At 69.1% G+C, this 17,003-nt stretch carries 14 protein-coding genes and 1 pseudogene; 7 read left to right on the forward strand and 8 right to left on the reverse strand.

The genetic code is table 11. The annotated features are described in order from the left end of the window. Window positions 1-295: 295 nt before the first annotated feature. The 3 genes from D7Y11_RS20075 to cdiI all read left to right on the forward strand — a co-directional run bounded on the left by D7Y11_RS20075 (window position 296) and on the right by cdiI (window position 2,877). Complete coding sequence (locus D7Y11_RS20075; RefSeq protein ID WP_126934503.1) at window positions 296-1,141, forward strand: hypothetical protein; 846 nt, start codon at window positions 296-298, stop codon at window positions 1,139-1,141. A gap of 118 nt (window positions 1,142-1,259) precedes the next feature. Further along, entirely contained in the window at window positions 1,260-2,474 is a 1,215-nt protein-coding gene (locus D7Y11_RS20080; protein ID WP_126934504.1) for a hypothetical protein, read from the forward strand. Between the two features lie 52 nt (window positions 2,475-2,526). Further along, window positions 2,527-2,877, forward strand: a complete 351-nt coding sequence (gene cdiI, locus D7Y11_RS20085; protein WP_120596691.1) for a ribonuclease toxin immunity protein CdiI — start codon at window positions 2,527-2,529, stop codon at window positions 2,875-2,877. A gap of 48 nt (window positions 2,878-2,925) precedes the next feature. Here the strand turns inward: cdiI and D7Y11_RS20090 are convergent, their stop codons facing one another. Genes D7Y11_RS20090 through D7Y11_RS20100 form a run of 3 tightly spaced genes read right to left on the reverse strand, consistent with a single transcriptional unit; the run spans window position 2,926 to window position 6,334 of the window. Beyond that, window positions 2,926-5,193: a molybdopterin cofactor-binding domain-containing protein gene (locus D7Y11_RS20090; RefSeq protein WP_126934505.1), complete on the reverse strand. Its 2,268-nt coding sequence runs from the start codon at window positions 5,191-5,193 to the stop codon at window positions 2,926-2,928. Between the two features lie 11 nt (window positions 5,194-5,204). Beyond that, complete coding sequence (locus D7Y11_RS20095; RefSeq protein WP_120553579.1) at window positions 5,205-5,666, reverse strand: (2Fe-2S)-binding protein; 462 nt, start codon at window positions 5,664-5,666, stop codon at window positions 5,205-5,207. Beyond that, window positions 5,663-6,334, reverse strand: a complete 672-nt coding sequence (locus D7Y11_RS20100) for an Isoquinoline 1-oxidoreductase subunit (protein WP_126934506.1) — start codon at window positions 6,332-6,334, stop codon at window positions 5,663-5,665. The genes D7Y11_RS20095 and D7Y11_RS20100 overlap by 4 nt, the downstream gene beginning before the upstream one ends. Before the next feature lie 352 nt (window positions 6,335-6,686). On the opposite strand from D7Y11_RS20100, the gene D7Y11_RS20105 reads away from it, so the two are divergent. Further along, on the forward strand, window positions 6,687-7,052 hold the full coding sequence (locus D7Y11_RS20105; RefSeq protein ID WP_121780714.1) for a hypothetical protein: 366 nt from the start codon (window positions 6,687-6,689) through the stop codon (window positions 7,050-7,052). A gap of 1 nt (window position 7,053) precedes the next feature. Here the strand turns inward: D7Y11_RS20105 and D7Y11_RS20110 are convergent, their stop codons facing one another. After that, window positions 7,054-7,764 carry a siderophore-interacting protein gene (locus D7Y11_RS20110; RefSeq protein WP_126934507.1) on the reverse strand — a complete coding sequence of 237 codons (711 nt, stop codon included), beginning with the start codon at window positions 7,762-7,764 and terminating at the stop codon, window positions 7,054-7,056. Window positions 7,765-7,958: 194 nt separating this feature from the next. On the opposite strand from D7Y11_RS20110, the gene D7Y11_RS20115 reads away from it, so the two are divergent. Next, window positions 7,959-8,666 (forward strand): DUF6600 domain-containing protein, encoded by a 708-nt coding sequence (locus D7Y11_RS20115; RefSeq protein ID WP_199745957.1) that lies wholly within the window; start codon window positions 7,959-7,961, stop codon window positions 8,664-8,666. On the opposite strand, the gene D7Y11_RS20120 is transcribed toward D7Y11_RS20115, so the two are convergent. Together D7Y11_RS20120 and D7Y11_RS20125 are read right to left on the reverse strand one after the other, a co-directional pair. Continuing rightward, entirely contained in the window at window positions 8,623-10,341 is a 1,719-nt protein-coding gene (locus D7Y11_RS20120) for a radical SAM protein (protein ID WP_121753682.1), read from the reverse strand. The genes D7Y11_RS20115 and D7Y11_RS20120 overlap by 44 nt on opposite strands. Before the next feature lie 165 nt (window positions 10,342-10,506). Beyond that, window positions 10,507-12,924 (reverse strand): helicase-related protein, encoded by a 2,418-nt coding sequence (locus D7Y11_RS20125; protein WP_121753681.1) that lies wholly within the window; start codon window positions 12,922-12,924, stop codon window positions 10,507-10,509. A gap of 241 nt (window positions 12,925-13,165) precedes the next feature. Here D7Y11_RS20125 and D7Y11_RS20130 point away from each other — a divergent pair, with 241 nt between their 5' ends. Continuing rightward, window positions 13,166-13,642, forward strand: coding sequence for a bacterioferritin (locus D7Y11_RS20130; protein WP_158641967.1), 477 nt, complete (start codon window positions 13,166-13,168; stop codon window positions 13,640-13,642). Between the two features lie 60 nt (window positions 13,643-13,702). On the opposite strand, the gene D7Y11_RS20135 is transcribed toward D7Y11_RS20130, so the two are convergent. Together D7Y11_RS20135 and D7Y11_RS20140 are read right to left on the reverse strand one after the other, a co-directional pair. Further along, window positions 13,703-14,710 carry a fatty acid desaturase gene (locus D7Y11_RS20135; RefSeq protein WP_121753679.1) on the reverse strand — a complete coding sequence of 336 codons (1,008 nt, stop codon included), beginning with the start codon at window positions 14,708-14,710 and terminating at the stop codon, window positions 13,703-13,705. Window positions 14,711-14,796: 86 nt separating this feature from the next. After that, window positions 14,797-15,624: a PPK2 family polyphosphate kinase gene (locus D7Y11_RS20140; RefSeq protein WP_120575773.1), complete on the reverse strand. Its 828-nt coding sequence runs from the start codon at window positions 15,622-15,624 to the stop codon at window positions 14,797-14,799. Window positions 15,625-16,060: 436 nt separating this feature from the next. Here D7Y11_RS20140 and D7Y11_RS20145 point away from each other — a divergent pair. Continuing rightward, window positions 16,061-17,003: pseudogene (locus D7Y11_RS20145) on the forward strand (OmpA family protein); the annotation flags it as partial.

The raw sequence follows: 17,003 nt of genomic DNA on the forward strand, positions 1-17,003 counted from the left end.
TTCATGCCCTCGAACGCGTCTACTGGGGGAGCCCTGTCCCGGTACGGCTGCGCTCCGACCGCGACCTGACCTGGCTCGTTTCCCAACCCCATGGCCACTGCTCGGGCGATCCCGCGGGGCGGCTCAACGCGGGCACACGGGGACTTCTCTGGTCTCATGGCTCGGTCAAGAGGTTCCGCGTTGAGTATTCCTGGGTGGAGCGACCGGGAGTGCCACCGGATCTGGAACTCCTGACGGACGACAACAGATTCAATGCCATCTGTACCGAAGCGCCCCCTGCAACAGGAGTCCAACCATGAGCACCGTTCGACCTGCCCTGACACGAAAAGCTTTGTGCTGGCTGCTCCTCGCGCTGATGGGCGCCGGATGCGCGTCCACCGGGCATGGCGCCATGGCATCCCCTGCGGACATGCAAGAGGCCCCGCTCCTCTCCTCCTGGCCCGCGAGCCTCTGGTCCACGAAGTACAGCTTGTTCGACCAGACTCCTGACATCGCCATCCATGCATCAGGGGAGGTCATCTTCAAACAGCGGGCAGGTTGGGAGTCGCAGCCGCGCTTCTATCGCATCCTCCTGACACAGGAACAGCAAGCCGGCCTCAAGCAGCGGCTCAAGGCGCTTGAGTCCTTGAAGGGCTATTCCAACCCCGCCCACATCGTCTGCACTCCCGGCAAGGTCATCCGGTGGCAAAATGAGCGGGGAGTTCTTCAAGCGGTGGCGGTGGAGGGGCCCCTTGATTCGGCACACGCAGCGAACGTCAGGGCAAAGACTCCTCCTGAATTCCTGTCAGTCTATGACGAGATTATCAGACTCAAGGCGGAGAACGCCGTCCCCTACGAGCCTGAAAGCATCCGCGTGAGTTTCGTCCCAATACGCGAAGGCGTTGAGTATCCGATTCCCTGGGCCCCATCATGGGCCCCGCCGGTCCCAGAGTCCGCGGAGTTCGCGGACAAAGGATACCTGCGCGCGGACGTCTCGGGTCTTCGTTTCGAGGATCTCTACAACTGGATCGAGTCCCGTGTCGGCGAAAACGAGTACGTCACCTTCCAGGGCAAGGGCTATTACACTTTCATCGAGGATGTCGTTCCAGACCGTCAGGCAATGCGAACAACATTGCCGCCCGAAGGTTGCTCGCCTCGGTGATGGCGCGAAGCCAGCTCAGCGTTGGCTTTCACCGAGAGTGAGGCAGACTGCGATGCCCCCGTCACAGGAGAAAGCCCCCGTGCCGCAGTCGAAGCATGACGCAGTGAAGCCGCTCCGAATGCGCCTGATTCCAGGACTGCTCGTCCTGGCCCTCGTCGGATGCTCCAGTGAGAAGGAGCAGACCGACCCGGACGAGCAGGAACAGCCTCAGCAGGAGCAAGGCACCTGGACGCCCCTCCCCTCGGGCGGGCCTCTTGCCGCGCGGAGCCAGGTGGCGAGTGTCTTTGATGGCCAGAACGTCCTGCTCTGGGGCGGACGGGGCGGCTGCACCGCTGACGGATTCTGCGGCGACGGGGCCCGCTTCAATGTGGCGGCGAAGACGTGGACGCCCATGTCGACCCAGGGCGCGCTCTCCGCACGCTCGCTGCATACGGCGGTGTGGACCGGCGAGCGGATGATGGTCTGGGGCGGGCTTGGCTGCGGTGGCCCCGATGTTCCCTGTGGCGACGGCGCGACCTATGACCCCGCGAGCGACGCCTGGAGCCCCCCCATCAAGTCCGATTACGCGCCCGCTCCGCGCTGGGGACACACAGCCCTCTGGACCGGCACGCAGATGCTGGTGTGGGGCGGCAAGGATGCCCGAGCGCCGCGTGTGTTCAGGGATGGGGCCATCTACCACGCGAAGGAAGACCTCTGGACGACCATGAACTTCGTCAAAGCCCCTCCGAACCGCTATGCGCACTCCGCGGTGTGGATCGACGGCGTGATGTACGTCTGGGGCGGAAACGGTGGCAGCCTCTTCGACGTGGCCATGGCGGACGGCTCGATGTACGGCCCTCACGGGGACGGCTGGCTGGCGATGCCACCCGAAGAAGGGAGCCCCAAGGCCCGCTGGTCTCACACGGCGGTGTGGACCGGGTCGAGCATGATCATCTGGGGCGGGACCGGCTGTGGCGACGACCCCCAGCAGGATCCGCCGATCTACTGCGACAAGGGCGCCGCGTTCGATCCGGTGTACCGGGTGTGGTCAGCCATCTCCACCAAGGGCGCGCCCTCGCCGCGCATCGGGCACACCGCGGTGTGGACCGGTTCGAAGATGGTCATCTGGGGTGGCACCTCGCCGACCTGCGGCTCCGGCGGCGGCGTCTGCTCGGACGGCGCGGCCTACGACCCGGCCACGGACACGTGGGCACCGCTGCGCACCGAAGGCGCACCTTCCGCGCGAACCGGACACGTGAGCGTGTGGACGGGCAACGCCCTCTTCATCTGGGGAGGCATGGGGGCCAGCGGCTCGGATGCTCCCCTTTCGGATGGCGCCTTGTGGGTGCCGTGAGTGCGCGCTGAAGTATGATGTATCAGCAGGAGCCGGACTCGAGAGACCCGACATGCCCAGGTTGAGCCTTGTATCGGATCGGGATCGCCTTTTCCCGGTACAGGCGTTCTTCAACGCCATCAACGCTTCCGAATTCGTCGATACCTACCGGAACCTGCTGAACGGAATCGGCTATGGCTTTGAAGGAATTCTCTCATGCGAGTTCCCAGGAAGCCTTGACCCGTGGGAGGAACGGTTCGACGGGGTCCGGTTCTCCATTTACGAGGAGGAGGTCATCGTTGATTACAGCGTGTTCGTCCGGTTCGCATTGACCTGGGCGCAGGCCCACGTCAAGGCTTGGCCGGAAGACAAGGCTGAGCTCGAAGCGATCCTGAAGGACCTCCCAGGTTACTTGGGCCTCTAAGTGCGTACTGATGTTTGGTGCGGGCCGCAGGAAGACCGCACCCTCGGCTCACACCTTCACGGTCTTCACCAATGGCAGCTCACGCACACGCGTCCCCGTGAGCGCGAACACCGCATTGGCCAGGGCGGGGGCCACGGGGGGCACTCCGGGCTCGCCAATGCCTCCGGGCCGGCCGTCGCTGGGGATGATGTCCACGTGGATGCGCTTCGGCGTCTCCGCGATGCGCGCCAGGCGGTAGTCGCGGAAGTTGCTCTCCACCACGGCGCCGTCCTTCATCGTGATGGCGCCGTAGAGCCCCAGGCTCAGGCCGAACACCACCGCGCCTTCCATCTGCGCCCGCACGCGCTCCATGTTCACGATGGTGCCCGCGTCCGCGACGATCCACGCCTCGTCCACCCGGATGCGCTCGTCCGCGTCCTTCACCACCGACACCACCACCGCCACGTACGTCAGGAAGCTGCGGTGCGCCGCCAGCCCCAGCGCCCTTCCCTCCCGCTTGCGCTCGTCCCAGCGAGACAGGCCCGTCACCCTTTCAATCACCCTGCGCAGCCGCGCCGTGTCCACCGGGTGCTCTTCCAGGGACTGGCCGTAGTTCGGCACCTTCGCCACGCCCAGGTCCTTGGGCGTCACGATGCGCGACGGCCCCAGCACCTCCAGCAACGTGTCTCGCGGATCCGTGCCGCGCTCGTGCGCCAGCTCGTCGATGAAACTCTGCACCGCGAACGCGTGGTAGATGTTCGCCACGGACCGCAGCCAGCCGATGCGCGTGTGCGCCCGCGCCTCGCAGTTCTCCATCCGGATGTCCGGGATGGCCAGCGGCAGGTCCACGATGCCCTGCCCCATCTCTCCGTCCCCCGCGAACGTCGCGTCGGAGAACGTGGAGCCGATGGGCGGGAACGCGATGCGCTGGTGCCACGCCACCACCTTGCCGCTCGCGTCCAGGCCCGCCTCCAGCCGCTGCGCGCTCGTGGAGTGGTAGTAGTCGTGGCGCACGTCGTCCTCGCGCGTCCACTGCAGGCGCACCGGCGCGCCCGCCGCCTTCGCCACCAGCGCCGCCTCCACCACGTAGTCCGGCTTCGACTTGCGGCCGAACCCGCCACCCAACAGCGTCACGTGGATGGTCACCTTCGACGGGTCGAGGCCCAGCGCCTTCGCCACCTCGCTGCGCGCGGCCTGCGGATTCTGCGTCGTGGCCCACACCTCGCAGGTGCCGTTCTCCACCTTCGCCACCGCCGCGGGCGGCTCCATGGGCGCGTGCGCCAGGTGCGGCGTGTTGTACGTGGCCTGCACCCGCTTCGCCGCCTTCGCCAGCGCTCCTTGCGCGTCGCCGACGTTGCGCACCACCTTGCCCGGCTTGCCAATCACCTCCAGCAGCTGCTCGCGGTACGCCTCCGAGTCGTAGACGGCGTTGTCCCCACCCTCCCACGTCACGTCCAGCGCCGCGCGGCCCTTCATCGCCGCCCAGGTGTTGTCCGCCACCACCGCCAGGCCTCCCAGCGGCTGGAACAGGAAGGGCTTCGTCGCCGCCGGCAACTCCACCACCTGCCGCACGCCCGGCACCGCCAGCGTCTTCGTCGCGTCGTAGCGGGCCACCTTGCCTCCCGCCACGGGCGGACGCGCGATGACCGCCGTGCGCATCCCCGGCAACACGACGTCCGCGCCGAACACCGCCCGGCCCGTCACGATGTCCGGCCCGTCCAGCAGCGGCAGCTCCTTGCCCAGGTGCTTGAGCTCGCTGCGCGGACGGAGCGTCACCGCGTCCTTCTTGGGGACCTTCAGCTTCGCCGCGTCACCGGCCAGCTCGCCGAACTTCAGCGTCCGCTGCGTGCCCTTGTGGAAGACGGCGTGGTCGCGCGCCTCGCACTCCGTGGGCGCCACCTTCCAGCGCTTCGCCGCCACCGCCACCAGCATCGTGCGCGCCGTCGCGCCCGCGTAGCGCAGGTCGTCGAAGATCTTCCGCACGCTGCTGGAGCCGTCCGTGTTCTGGTCTCCGTAGGCTTCGTCGCCGTCGCCCTGGACCACCTTCACATGGGCCATGTCCGCGCCCAGCTCGTCCGCGATGAGCACCGGCAGCGAGCTGCGCACACCCTGACCCATCTCCGAGCGGTGGCAGACGATGGTCACCACGCCGTCCGGCGCCACGTGCACGAAGACGTTGGCCCGGAGGCCCCCCGTGGGCACTTCCGGCAGCGACGTGGGCATGGGCGCGGCGTGGGCCCTCGCGGGCAGGAACACCTCCAGCCCCAGGCCCGCGGCCACGAGTCCCATTCCTTCGAGCACGGAGCGGCGCGACAGACGGATGCGTGTGTCTTGCATGGTGGCGGCCCTCACTCCGTCGGCAGTCCCGCCGCCTTCTTCACGGCGGTGCGGATGCGCGTATATGTCCCGCAGCGGCACAGGTTGCCCGCCAGCGATTGATCGATCTCCGCGTCGGTGGGCTTCGGCTTCTTCGCCAGCAGCGCCGCCGCCGTCATGATCTGCCCCGCCTGACAGAAGCCACACTGCGGCACCGCCAGGTCCACCCACGCCTTCTGCAACGGGTGCGAGCCGTCCGGCGACAGGCCTTCGATGGTCATCACCTCGCGGCCGTCCGCGCGGCGCACCGGCGTCACGCACGAGCGCACCGCCGCGCCGTCGATGTGCACCACGCACGCGCCGCAGAGCGCCTGGCCGCAGCCGTACTTCGTGCCCGTCAACGTCAGCACGTCGCGCAGCGCCCAGAGCAACGGCATCTCCGGATCCACGTCCAGCACGTGCTCGGTCCCATTCACTCGCAGACGGATGCTCACGGTCGGCTCTCCTCGCGCGGGCACTCCGCGCCATCCTTCACCCACGCGGCCACCAGGGCCCCGAACTCCGCCTGCGTTCCCGGCGCCGGAACCCGATCCGCCCCGGGCTTCCAGCCCCAGCCCACCAGCTCGTCATGCGCCGAGTGCTCAATCAATTCCGCCAGGCTCTTTCCGCCGTTGCGCGCCGGGTCCTTCAACTGTTCGCACAGCGCGCGCGGCGTGCGCCCCTCCCACGCCATCACCTTGGGCGCCACGTGCCACTTGGGCGCGCCGGGGATCCGCGCCAGCTGCGCGTTGCGGTCCTGGTGGCAGGAAGTGCACTCCAGGCCGGGCACCCCCTGGTCCTCAGGGCCCCGGACCACCGGCGGGTCGTGCACCTTGCCCTCTTCACCTTGCAGCGGACTGTCGCCCGCGGGGTGGCAGTTGACGCAGCGGGGATGCAGCATGACCCGGCTCGCCTCCAGGAACAGCGCTTGCGAGCGCTCCTTCTTGTCGCCAATGCCCGCGAAGGCCTCCGGCGGCCGGAGTGCTTGCGGATTCGCGGGCGGCGGCACCACGGCCGGATGCGCCGCGCGGCCTCCGCATCCCACGCTGATCAGGAGCGACAGCGACAGCCCCGCCGCCCCCGCGCCCAGCACGGCTCCCAGTGCCTTCGAGCGAAGATTCATCGTGCCCCGTCCATCCCTTCGGCCAGAGGTCGTCCGGCCTCACACGCAGCGTCGCGAGGCCGGACGGGCCATGCTGCCCCGGTCCCGCCCTCCGCGAGCCTGTCAAAATGCCGCATGGCCTGTGAAGGTTTTCTTCAGAACGGGGCCAACCCTGGGAGTGGGCGGTGACCTCACGCACCGTGAGGGACGGCGGCCTTCGTGAAGGATTCGTGCCTGGGTGACACGGGCCGCGGGCGGGATTGACGGAATGTCTTTCGGGGCCGCTGGGGGATCCGCGCAAGTGCGCGGAATCGCGTGCGCGGGGTGTTGGAACGCCATGTGTATTGGGAAGCACGCAAGGAGATAGCCCGCCATGCGCCAGAACCCCGCGTCGTCCGTGTTCTCCCTCACCCGCCTCTTCGTCGAACAGTGTTCCCGGTGGAGGCTGCGCGAGGAGGTCATCGCGTTCATCCTCGAGTTCGGTACTCCCGCCCGGGCGTGTGGTGCCACCCACCTCACCGTGCACGAGCGAGACCTGCCGGTCGCGCTGCGTGACTCGTCATTGGCGCGGCAGGCCCGCGGGTGGATCCTCATCCTCAATGACGAGGACCGGCTCCTCACCTGCTACCGCCGCCAGGACGCCTCGCGCTTCCTGCGGCAGAAGTCCAAGCGCCGTCCCGCGGGCGTGACCCGGGGCCGCGACGACTTCCTGCGCGGCCTCCAGTTCGCTCCGGCCTGAATCAGTCGAGCCCCGTCTTGCCCACCGCCCAGTAGGCCTTCACCTTCGACGTGGCGCGTTCGCCGTCGCCGCGCAGCCGCGAGCGCAGGGCCTGGATGGACTGCGCCCGGCCCGTCATCACCAGCGTCGCGCCGGGCTTCGTGCGCAGGGCTTCGCGCAGCCGTTCGTGGACTTGCGCCAGGTGCGCGTCGCCTGCCGTGCGCTCCACGTCCTGGCCCTCGAAGCCCAGCTCGCGCAGCGCGGGCGCGCAGTCCTCGCGGCGTGTCACCTCGAAGATGGGGGTGACGTCGCGCTTCGCTCCGGTGCGGAACGCGTGCGCCACCGCGAAGGACGTCTCGTCACCGAAGAGCACCACCGGCGCGTCGCCGGACTCCAGCGCCACCGAGCGACGGGGGCCGAAGAATTGCACCGTGTCCCCGGTGCGCACGTCGCGGCCCCACTTCGCTCCCGGGCTGTCGCCGTGCAGGTACACCAGGAAGGCCGTGGCCCCTCGCGCTTCGTCCCACGACAGCGGCGTGTACGTGCGCATGCCCAGCCCTGGCAGGAACACCTGCACCTTGTCGCCGGGGCTCCATCCCTGCCCCCGCAGCGCGGGCCCTTCACAGTCAATCTGTCGAAAGGCGCGCGAGACTTCGCGCACCTGGGTCACCTTCGCTTCGGTGAAGAGAAACCGGCCCAGCATGCTTCCGAGCATGGCCTTGGCGTTTGCCATTGGAGCCTCCGTTCAGGCGTTCATACGCCTCCTGCACGTGCACGGCTCGTGAAGTTGCGTGAAGGCGTCCTCACCTTGCAGGGCAGAGACCCCCACGAAAGGAAGCGGACATGGGCTCCTGGCATCCCCGGGTGCGCTGGCTTCGGACCGGCGGCGCCACTGTCCTTGCCATCCTGGCAGGCGGAGGCTGTGCGATGGGCCCGGATGAATTCGGGCCGCAGGTGACGTCGAGCTCGACGCCCCTGGACAACCCCATGTCCCAGTTCCGGGAGGTACTGGCGCCCTACGGCACCTGGATGGACCTGCCGGACGTCGGCTGGGTCTGGCGGCCGGACCCGAACGAGGTAGGCGTGGGCTTCAACCCGTATTCCACCGCCGGCCGGTGGGTTTCCAGCGACTGGGGATGGACCTTCGAGAGCGATTGGAACTGGGGCTGGGCGCCGTTCCACTATGGCCGGTGGTTCACCACGCCGACGGAGGGTTGGCTGTGGTGGCCCGACAATGAGTGGGCTCCTGCCTGGGTGGACTGGCGTTGGGGCAATGGCTTCGTTGGCTGGCAGCCCCTCTCGCCTCCGGGCATCAGCACCGGGTTGAGGTGGACGTTCGTGAGCGCGAACAACTTCGTGCAGCCCGACGTGGAGTCGCATCTCCTTCCGGAGGCGCAGGTCCAGGACCTGATGCGGCAGACGCAGCCCGTGGGCGAGCACGTGGTGGCCCGCGAGGGGTACTGGAACCGGGGGCCCGAGCCCAGGGAGGTCGCACGGGTCACCGGGCAGGCGGTGCCGCTCGCGAAGCCGATGACGCCGCCCACGGGACATCCGCCGCGTGCATCGGCCACGAGCCCGGAAGGCGCTGCGCCTATGCAGGCTGGAGGAAGCGTCCGTCCACCAGATGGTCGATGACCTCGCGGGCGGAGTGCGGATCCAGCCTCTCCTTGGTGCCCAGCTGCGTCACCGCGCTGGAGACGGTGGTGGGCTTTTCGAAGGCGGCCAGGGCGGCGAGGAGGATGGCTCCGTCATCGCCCTGGGTCAGCGTGGGGTCGGTGAACCTTCGCGGGTTGACGGACGGTGCGCAGCTCAACGTGATTCCGTCCACCGAGCGCAGGACCGTCACCGGCTCCTTCGCCATCTTCGCGGGGGCCCGGTGGCTGCCCAGCCAGTCCCCCAGCGTGAAGCGCTCCGCCGAGGACGCGGTGTTCTTGAGCCGCGTGCGCCCGTGGAGGTCGACGTGCTTCCTCTCGTCCCGGTGCTTCCAGGCCAGCGCGTCCACCCGGTCCGAATTGCGCTGCACCGCCGCTTCCAGCTCCTTGTCCTTGAAGCGGATCATCGGCACGGACACGTCGCCGGGCTCGCGGCGCTCGAAGTAGCCGAGGAACTCCGCGAACGTCTTCGCCTCCGTCACCATGTCGAAGCGCGCGGGGTGCTCCGTGACGAGCGCCCCGGGCTGCGCCTCCAGCCGCTGGTAGCCCACCACGCAGTCCAGGCCGATGATGCGCTCCACCAGCCGCAGCTCCTCCGCCAGCCGCTCCCGGCTCGTGAACGGCAGGCCCCCGATGCCGGAGATTTCGACCTCCACGTTCGGATGGCGGCGGACGGACTCGATGACGTCCAATAGCTCGCGGTCCTTCGCGCAAGGCTTGAGCAGGCCCTTGGACATCTGCTCCAGCCGCTGCTGTTCGGAGAAGCAGCCGATGTCGATGACCATGTAGATGCGCTGGAAGGTCTCCGCCAACGCCGAGACCAGCTCCACGCGCGGCACGCCCCAGAGGAAGTACGTGCAGCAGTGGCGCGACAGGTCCACGCCCGCCCAGGTGCTCCCCAGGAACTCCGCGGTGCTGCCCGCGAAGTCGTAGCGCATCTGCCACGTCCGGCTGGCGATCTCCTGGTGATCCTTGCGCACGTTCTCCTCGGCGCGCAGGAACGGCTTCGCGCGTCCGAAGTCCGCCTTCTGGTTGCCTCGCGCCCCGCCGCAATAGAGGCAGTTCTCGCCGCAGCCCTTCCCTGGCGCGACCCAGCCGGAGAAGGAGTGTGCGTCCATCTGGCTGAGGAAGATCTCGTTGAAGTGCGAGTAGTAGACGTCCTGCGTGTTGGTCGAGCGCTGCACGTACGCCAGCGGCAACCGGCGGGGACGGCCGTCCGGCGTCCGCGTCACGACGTTGGGCGGGGCTTCTTCTCCGTTGCAGAGCGCCAGCAGGGGGACTTCCCCATCGCCCAGGATGACGTGGTCGATGCAGTCGTAGCCGCTCAATTCCTTCCACCAGTACGACGCGGAGTTGCCTCCCACGACGATGCGGATGGACGGGTCGATCTTCCGGATGGTCCGGGCGATGAGCAGCGCGCGGTCCACGTGGTGGAACCACTTGAGGCTGATGCCGATGAGCTTCGGGCGAACGCGGGCGATGAGGCGCTCGAAGGACTGCGTCACCTCCCCTGCGCTTTCGTCCCCATCCCACAGGCGCACGAAGGCTTCAATCCCGCCGCGCCGCAGGTAGCTCGCCAGGTAGAGGATGCCGCACGTGGCTTCGCCCGTTCCGGCACCGACGAGGAGGACTGGCGAGAGGGCACGACCACTGCTCATGGGACGACCACCGGACTGGGAGGGAGACGAAGGCCAGCGTATAGGCGAATCCGGGCAGGCCCCGCGTGGATTCGTCGCCTCCCCTCCTTCCAGGCCGCCGGCCTGCTCCCTGGACGGCCCCCCACTCCAGCAGTTCAGCGAGGTGCCGGAGCAGGACCCGGGGCTTCACGGGCGGTCGTTGAGTCGGCCCGAGCCTGCCGTCTCACGGCCGCGGACACCACTCGTATCCGGCGCTGTCGCCGACGGCTTTCGTCCCCGCCTGCGCCGCCGCTTCTTCGAGGCAGCACCCTGAGGCTGTCCGCCCAACGACCGCAGCACCTGCGCGCGGACGCCGCCCTCCAATCGCAGTTGTTGCATGAGCGCCTGCACCTGCTTCGCGCCCTGCGGGTTCCGCAATCCCTCTCCCAGCCGCTCGACGATGTCGATGCGCAGCGCCACCGGCCCGATGACCTCGTAGCCGAAGGCCCGCGCGCTCCGGCCGGCCAGCGCCGAGACATTCAGCGCCGGCTCCTGGGGGATGCCCTGCGGGGACGGCGCCTGCAGGAAGAGCGCCGTCAACATGGCCCGCCGATCCAGGGCCTGGGGCGACAGGGCCTGGGTGACGTAGAGGAACCGCTGGCCCTCGTGGACGCCCTGCGCCTTCAGCCGCTCCCGCGACTCCTCGTCCAGGAGCCGCCACTGCTCGCGCGCTTCGCCCTGGGAGATGACGCCCAGCCCTTCCGCCAGCTGGTAGGCCACGGCTCGCGTCGCGGGTGAGCGGCTCGCGCTCGTGAAGGACTCCGCGGGAAAGCCTCCCATGGCCTCCGTGACCAGGTCCCTCGCCAACGCCACCAACCGGCGCTCCAATCGCTGACGCGCGCCGCCCGTCCACACCTCCGGCTCCGCCAACGCCAGCTGCGGCGAGCGCCGGTCGCGCCCCCGCACCAGCCGGGCCAGCGGCTGCGCCTCGAAGGAGATTCGCCCCGTCGCGTCCACTTCAAAGGCATCGTGCGTCGCGTCCACCACGCGCTGGACGAACTGCTCCTCCGTCATCAACGCGCCTTCCGCGCCCGGAACCTCCGTCAACAGGAGCCCCAGCTTCGCGAAGGGATTGTCCGAGGCACCGGCCTGCGGCTGCGTGCTGGCCCTCACGAAGCGGCGCGCGCTCCTCCTCGCGGCCCGCTGCACGAAGCGCTCCACCAGCCGCTCATGCAGGGCGTCTCCCAGCGCGTCCTCGATGCGGCGCGTGCGCTCCTGCCAGTCTTCCGCGTCGTTCAGCCAGCCCGGACGATGGCTGATGTACGTCCAGATGCGGATGGCCGCGAGCCGGTCCATCAGCGTGTGGATGTCCCCGGAGGCATCGTCCAGCGGTGACACCTGCCGGCCCAGCCACGTCGGATCCAGCTTCCCGTCCCCGGCTGTCAGCTGGAGGAACGTCTCGCGCAGCAGCGCGACGTGCTGCCCGAAGAGCCCCTTGCGGAAGTCCGGGATCTGGCAGACCTGCCACAAGAGCTCCACGGATGCCTTGTCGGTGGTGAGTTCGCGGATGGCGGGCACCGCCGACAGGCCCTTGAGCGCGTCGAAGTCGTCCGCGCGCTCCACCCGGACGAAGGCGCTGTCGCGAGGCGCCCGCGACAATGAATCCAGCAGCGCCTCAGGGCTTGCGAAGTCGAGCGAGGAATTGCGCCAGACGAGGCTGCGCACCGCCGGAAAGCGGTGGGTTTCAATGGCGGAGACGATGCGCGGCGGCAGCTCCGGCAGCGTGTTCAGCGCGCCAAAGCTCCCGTCGTTGAGGTGGCGCCCCGCGCGGCCGGCGATCTGCGCCAGCTCGTCCGGATACAGGTCGCGCTGCTCGGCGCCGTCGTACTTGGAAAGCGTCGCGAAGGCCACGTGGTTGAGGTCCAGGTTCAACCCCATGCCAATGGCATCCGTGGCCACGAGGTACTGGACCTCGCCGGATTGATACATGGCCACCTGCGCGTTGCGTGTCCGCGGCGACAGCGCGCCCAGCACCACCGCCACCCCGCCCCGCAGACGGCGCAGCGCTTCGGCCAGTTCGTAGACGCGGTCCGCGGAGAACGCGACCACCGCCGAGCGCGGAGGCAGGCTCTTCAGCGAGCGGCGCCCGGCATAGCGCAGCTGCGACAGGCGCATGGCGCGCTTCGTGGACGCATGGGGAATCAGCGCCTGCACCATGGGCCGCATGGTGTCCGCGCCCAGGAACCAGGTCTCCTTGCGGCCGCGCGCGTGCAGCAGCCGGTCCGTGAAGACGTGCCCGCGCTCCCGGTGCGCGGCGAGCTGGATTTCATCCACCGCGAGGAAGTCCACCTCCCGGTCGGTCGGCATCGCCTCCACGGTGCAGATCCAATAGTCAGGCCGGGGCGGTATGCGCTTCTCCTCGCCCGTCATCAGCGCGACCCGGCCCTCGCCCACCTTCGCGGTCACCCGGTCGTAGACCTCACGGGCAAGCAGGCGAAGCGGCAACCCGATGATGCCGGAGTCGTGCTCGAGCATCCGTTCGATGGCGCGAAAGGTCTTCCCGGTGTTCGTGGGCCCCAGCTCCGCCACGACGACGGACGGCCGGCTGGATGGGCTCGAGCTCATTGGCGAAGACTAACCCCGAACCCCCTCCTCCGCCCTGGAGGCCGCAAGGGATGTTCGCGGACAACGTCCCTGCCCGCGCCCTGCGTGGAAGCAGGCGTCCGCGAAAGGCCCTTGCCAGATACAACGGGCCCCGGGGCGGGACGGACAGGCGCGGCGCTCCCGGCACGCGGGGGCAGATGGGATGGACGGCGCCGCCCGGGCCCCCCAGCTTCCGGACACGCAGCCGCCCGGGGGCAATGCCATGGCCGACACGCATTCGCAGCCGTCCGAGACCGACCCGGGGGAGCTGGGGGTCCGCATCACGCTGCTCAACGCCGCACTGGCGACCAAGGTCGTCTGCGTGCGGCGCTACACGTGCCACGCCCTGTTGGCGGGAGGCGCGTGTCACGAGGCGATGAAGGCCGCGTTCGGCCTGCACGCTCGCGACGAACAGGACCACGCGCTCAGGCTCGCCGAGCGCATCCAGCAGCTGGGCGGCCGGCCGGATTTCAACCTTGGAGGGCTCATGTCCAGTGGTGACACCCAGGACGACGAAGGGCGGACGCTGGTGGAGCTGCTGCGCGAGAACCTGGAGGCGGAGCGCGTCGCCATCGCGTCGTACCGCGACCTCATCCCCTACTTCGCGGAACGCGATCCCACCACGCGGCGGCTGCTGGAGGAGCTCCTCGACGAAGAGGAGGCCCACGCCAACGCCCTGCACGCGCTGCTGAGGCCTTGAGACCCCGGCCCGGTGGGTTCCTCGGGCGGGTCCCGAACGGACCCGCCGGGCCGAGGATCCTCAGGCGCCCGGTGCCACCTGCACGTCGCGGTAGCGCACCATCCGCTTCAGCGACGGATCCCACAGGTTCAGCCGCAGGCACCCCACGATGTCCTTCAGCGTGAGCGTGGTGACGTGCGGCCCCTGGAGTTCCGGGATGGACGCCATCGCCTCCGGCAGCCGGTAGAACGGGATGCGTGGGTTGAGGTGGTGGACGTGGTGGTAGCCGATGTTGCCCGTGAACCACTCCATCACCGGCCCGAAGCGCATGTAGCTGCTGGCCTCCAGCGCCGCGTCCGCGTGGCTCCACGACGCCTCCGGCAGGATGGCCACCTCGTCGAAGTTGTGCTGCGCGTAGAACAGGTACGTGCCCAGCGCGTACGCGGCGAACAGCGGCCCCAGGAAGGCCGTGAGGTAGACGCCCAGGCCAAACCCATGCCAGACAGCCGCGGACAGGGCCACGTGCACGCCCAGCGCCAGCCCGGACGTCCAGTAGCGCTTCGGGTTCTTCACGAACGGCTGGAGGCACAGGCTGTAGAGGAACGCGGTGAAGTAGCCGAACAGCTGCGTCACCGGGTGGCGCTCCACCACGTAGCCCAGGCGCTGGGCGCCGGTGGCCTTGCGCCATTGCTCCGTGGTCCAGGTGGCGAAGGTGCCCGCCGAATCCGCCGCGATGCGGGCGGTGTTGGCGTGGTGATGGTTGTGCGTGTCATTCCAGATGCGCGACGGGGTGAGCGTGAGCAGCCCCTGCACCTGGAAGAGCGCCTTGGCCCACCGGGACTTCGGCAGGAGCGCCCCGTGCATCGCGTCGTGGAAGAGGATGAAGCAGCGGATGAGCACCAGCGCTTCAATGAGGCCGCCCACGATGCGCAGGGGCCACCAGGGCGCGGCCACCGCCAGCACCACCGCGCCCACGAGCGCGGCGTAGGTGGAGCCGAGCGCCCAGAGGGAGCGCGCGGTGTCCTGGGCCGCGTAGGGACGCGTGCGGGCAATGAGGTCCTTGCTCGATGGCGACGCGGTTCGTTCCATGGGGACAGGGCTCCGGCGGTGCCCGCCCGGCGACACACCGGGACGGATGACCGCGAGCGTTGTCCCATCCCCATGTCACGGCCGGGTCAGCGCTTCTTACGCCAGGCGCGAAGCTCCGCTTTCTTCTGCTTGCCCACCTCGTCCAGCCGGGCCTGCCAGGTTTCACGGTAGGGGCGCAGGGCCTCCGCCACGGCGCGGGCCACCACCAGGTTGCGGTACCACTTGGCGTCCGAGGGCACCAGGTGCCAGGGCGCCTGCTCGGTGGACGTGAGGGCGAAGACATCCTCATAGGCGCGCGTGTAGTCCGCCCAGTGCTTGCGGTCCTCCCAGTCGCCCGCGGCGATCTTCCACGCCTTGCGCGGCTCCTCCTCGCGAGCCAGCAGCCGCTGCTCCTGCTCCTCCTGGCTGATGTGGAGGAAGAACTTGAGGATGATGGTGCCGTGCTCCCAGAGGAGGGTCTCGAAGTCGCGGATGTGCTGGTAGCGCGACTTCCAGAGCGCCTTGGGCACCAGGTTGTTCACCCGCGCCACGAGCACGTCCTCGTAGTGGGAGCGGTTGAAGATGGAGAACTCGCCCAGGCGCGGGGTCTTGCAGTGCACGCGCCAGAGGAAGTCGTGCTCCCGCTCCTCCGTGCTGGGCACACCAAAGGAGGTGACGCTCACCCCGCGCGGATTGAGGCTGCCCACCACGTGCTTGATGGTGCCGTCCTTGCCGGCGGTGTCGCGCCCCTGCAGGACGATGAGGACGGAGTTCATCTTCGCGCCCCACAGCAGGTCCTGGAGATCGAACAGCTCCTCGCCCAGCACGTCGAACTCCGTCTTGGCCACCTCCTTGTCCGTCTTCTTCGGCGGTCCCGTGGGGGTGCGCTCCAGCTTCACCTTCGCGCCCTGCTTGTCGTTGCGGATGATGTCCATGGTCCCCTTCGCTCCTGGTGTGAGCGCAAGCGTGCCCTGAGCGAAAGCGGATTCACACCGTTCCGAACCAGGACGGCGGCAGAACGTCCGAGTCGAACCTTTCAAGGAGCATCCGGCACAGGTGGTGGCGGCAGGACAGCGTGCCGCCTCCCTCTTGGGCCGGCAGGCTGTCCAGTTTCCAGATCCTGGTTCTTGAATCCAGACAAGACGCCCCGCCAGGTGCTCCGCGAGCCCCCCGAATCCAGTCACACTCCAGCAATGCGGCTGTTTCACTGCTTGCGATTGCCTCCGCGACAAGCGGCAAAACCAGGCTCAAGAGCTGCCCTGGCGGTCCAAACAAGTCTCCAGAAATCAATTCCTCACAAGTTCTCATCTTGCCCGTCCAGCTTTCGTTCCCCCCTGTCGCCAGCCCGACCCGCCACATCACGAGAGCCAGATGTTTCGAACTTCAATGCCCCTGCCGACCCGCCTTCGTCTGTTGTCCACCCTGGCCCTGCTGCCCTCCCTGGCCAGCGCCGCCTCGACCACTGCCCCTGCTTTCGACCTGGAGCGGCTGAGCCTCAACCCCACGTCGCGCGCCGCGCTCGGCACGGCGGCGGGCAGCCTGCGCGAGCCCGGTGAGCTGCGCCTGGCCCTGGCGGCGCACTACGAGCGCTCGCCGCTCACGCTCTACCGCGATGGAGAGCGGATGGACTCGCTCGTCGGGTCGCGCACGCAAGTGCAGCTGGCGGGCACCTATACGGTGAGCAAGCGGTTCGAGGTGGGCGCCATCCTCCCCCTCATGGCCCACCAGGGCACGCGCGGGTTCTCCAACGTGGGCATGACGTCCCCCTCGTCGTGGGGCCTGGGGACGCCGGTGTTGCAGGGCCGGCTGGGGCTCCTGGATGAGGCGTCCGCGCCGGTGTCGCTGGCGGCGGAGCTGGCGGTGGGCCTGCCCGTGGGCAACAAGGACGCGCTCCAGGGCAGCGGCGGCTGGGACGTGACGCCGCGCGTGTCCGCGGGCCGCACGGTGGGTCCGGTGGTGCTGGGCCTGGAGGCGGGCGTCCGGCTGCGCAACCGCACGGCGGTGGGTTCGAACGCGGTCGGCTCGGAGCTGCCCTGGGCGGCCACCGTGGCCACCACGGGCCACAAGCTGCGCGGCGAGCTGGGCCTGCGCTCCGCGGTCCCCCTGACGGACAGCCCCATGCCCATGGAGCTGCTGGCGGGAGGCCGCTACGCGCTGGGCTCCCGGATGGAGGTGTTCGCGCTGGGCGGCCCCGGCCTGGGCACCGCGCCGGGCACGCCCGCCTTCCGCGTGATGGCCGGCCTGTCGGTGTCCGCGCTCCAGGCGGTCCAGCCGGTGATGCGTCCCCGCATCGCGGAAGCCCTTCCCCCCACGC

It is taken from the genome of Corallococcus sp. AB018 (genome assembly GCF_003986945.1).
Taxonomy (GTDB): Bacteria; Myxococcota; Myxococcia; order Myxococcales; family Myxococcaceae; genus Corallococcus; species Corallococcus exiguus.

Coding starts and splice junctions, on each gene's coding strand:
- D7Y11_RS20075 (WP_126934503.1), top strand. CDS start 296: ATGAGCACCGTTCGACCTGCCCTGACACGAAAAGCTTTGTGCTGGCTG.
- D7Y11_RS20080 (WP_126934504.1), top strand. CDS start 1,260: ATGCGCCTGATTCCAGGACTGCTCGTCCTGGCCCTCGTCGGATGCTCC.
- cdiI (WP_120596691.1), top strand. CDS start 2,527: ATGCCCAGGTTGAGCCTTGTATCGGATCGGGATCGCCTTTTCCCGGTA.
- D7Y11_RS20090 (WP_126934505.1), bottom strand. CDS start 5,193: ATGCAAGACACACGCATCCGTCTGTCGCGCCGCTCCGTGCTCGAAGGA.
- D7Y11_RS20100 (WP_126934506.1), bottom strand. CDS start 6,334: ATGAATCTTCGCTCGAAGGCACTGGGAGCCGTGCTGGGCGCGGGGGCG.
- D7Y11_RS20105 (WP_121780714.1), top strand. CDS start 6,687: ATGCGCCAGAACCCCGCGTCGTCCGTGTTCTCCCTCACCCGCCTCTTC.
- D7Y11_RS20110 (WP_126934507.1), bottom strand. CDS start 7,764: ATGGCAAACGCCAAGGCCATGCTCGGAAGCATGCTGGGCCGGTTTCTC.
- D7Y11_RS20115 (WP_199745957.1), top strand. CDS start 7,959: ATGGGCCCGGATGAATTCGGGCCGCAGGTGACGTCGAGCTCGACGCCC.
- D7Y11_RS20120 (WP_121753682.1), bottom strand. CDS start 10,341: ATGAGCAGTGGTCGTGCCCTCTCGCCAGTCCTCCTCGTCGGTGCCGGA.
- D7Y11_RS20125 (WP_121753681.1), bottom strand. CDS start 12,924: ATGAGCTCGAGCCCATCCAGCCGGCCGTCCGTCGTCGTGGCGGAGCTG.
- D7Y11_RS20130 (WP_158641967.1), top strand. CDS start 13,166: ATGGCCGACACGCATTCGCAGCCGTCCGAGACCGACCCGGGGGAGCTG.
- D7Y11_RS20135 (WP_121753679.1), bottom strand. CDS start 14,710: ATGGAACGAACCGCGTCGCCATCGAGCAAGGACCTCATTGCCCGCACG.
- D7Y11_RS20140 (WP_120575773.1), bottom strand. CDS start 15,624: ATGGACATCATCCGCAACGACAAGCAGGGCGCGAAGGTGAAGCTGGAG.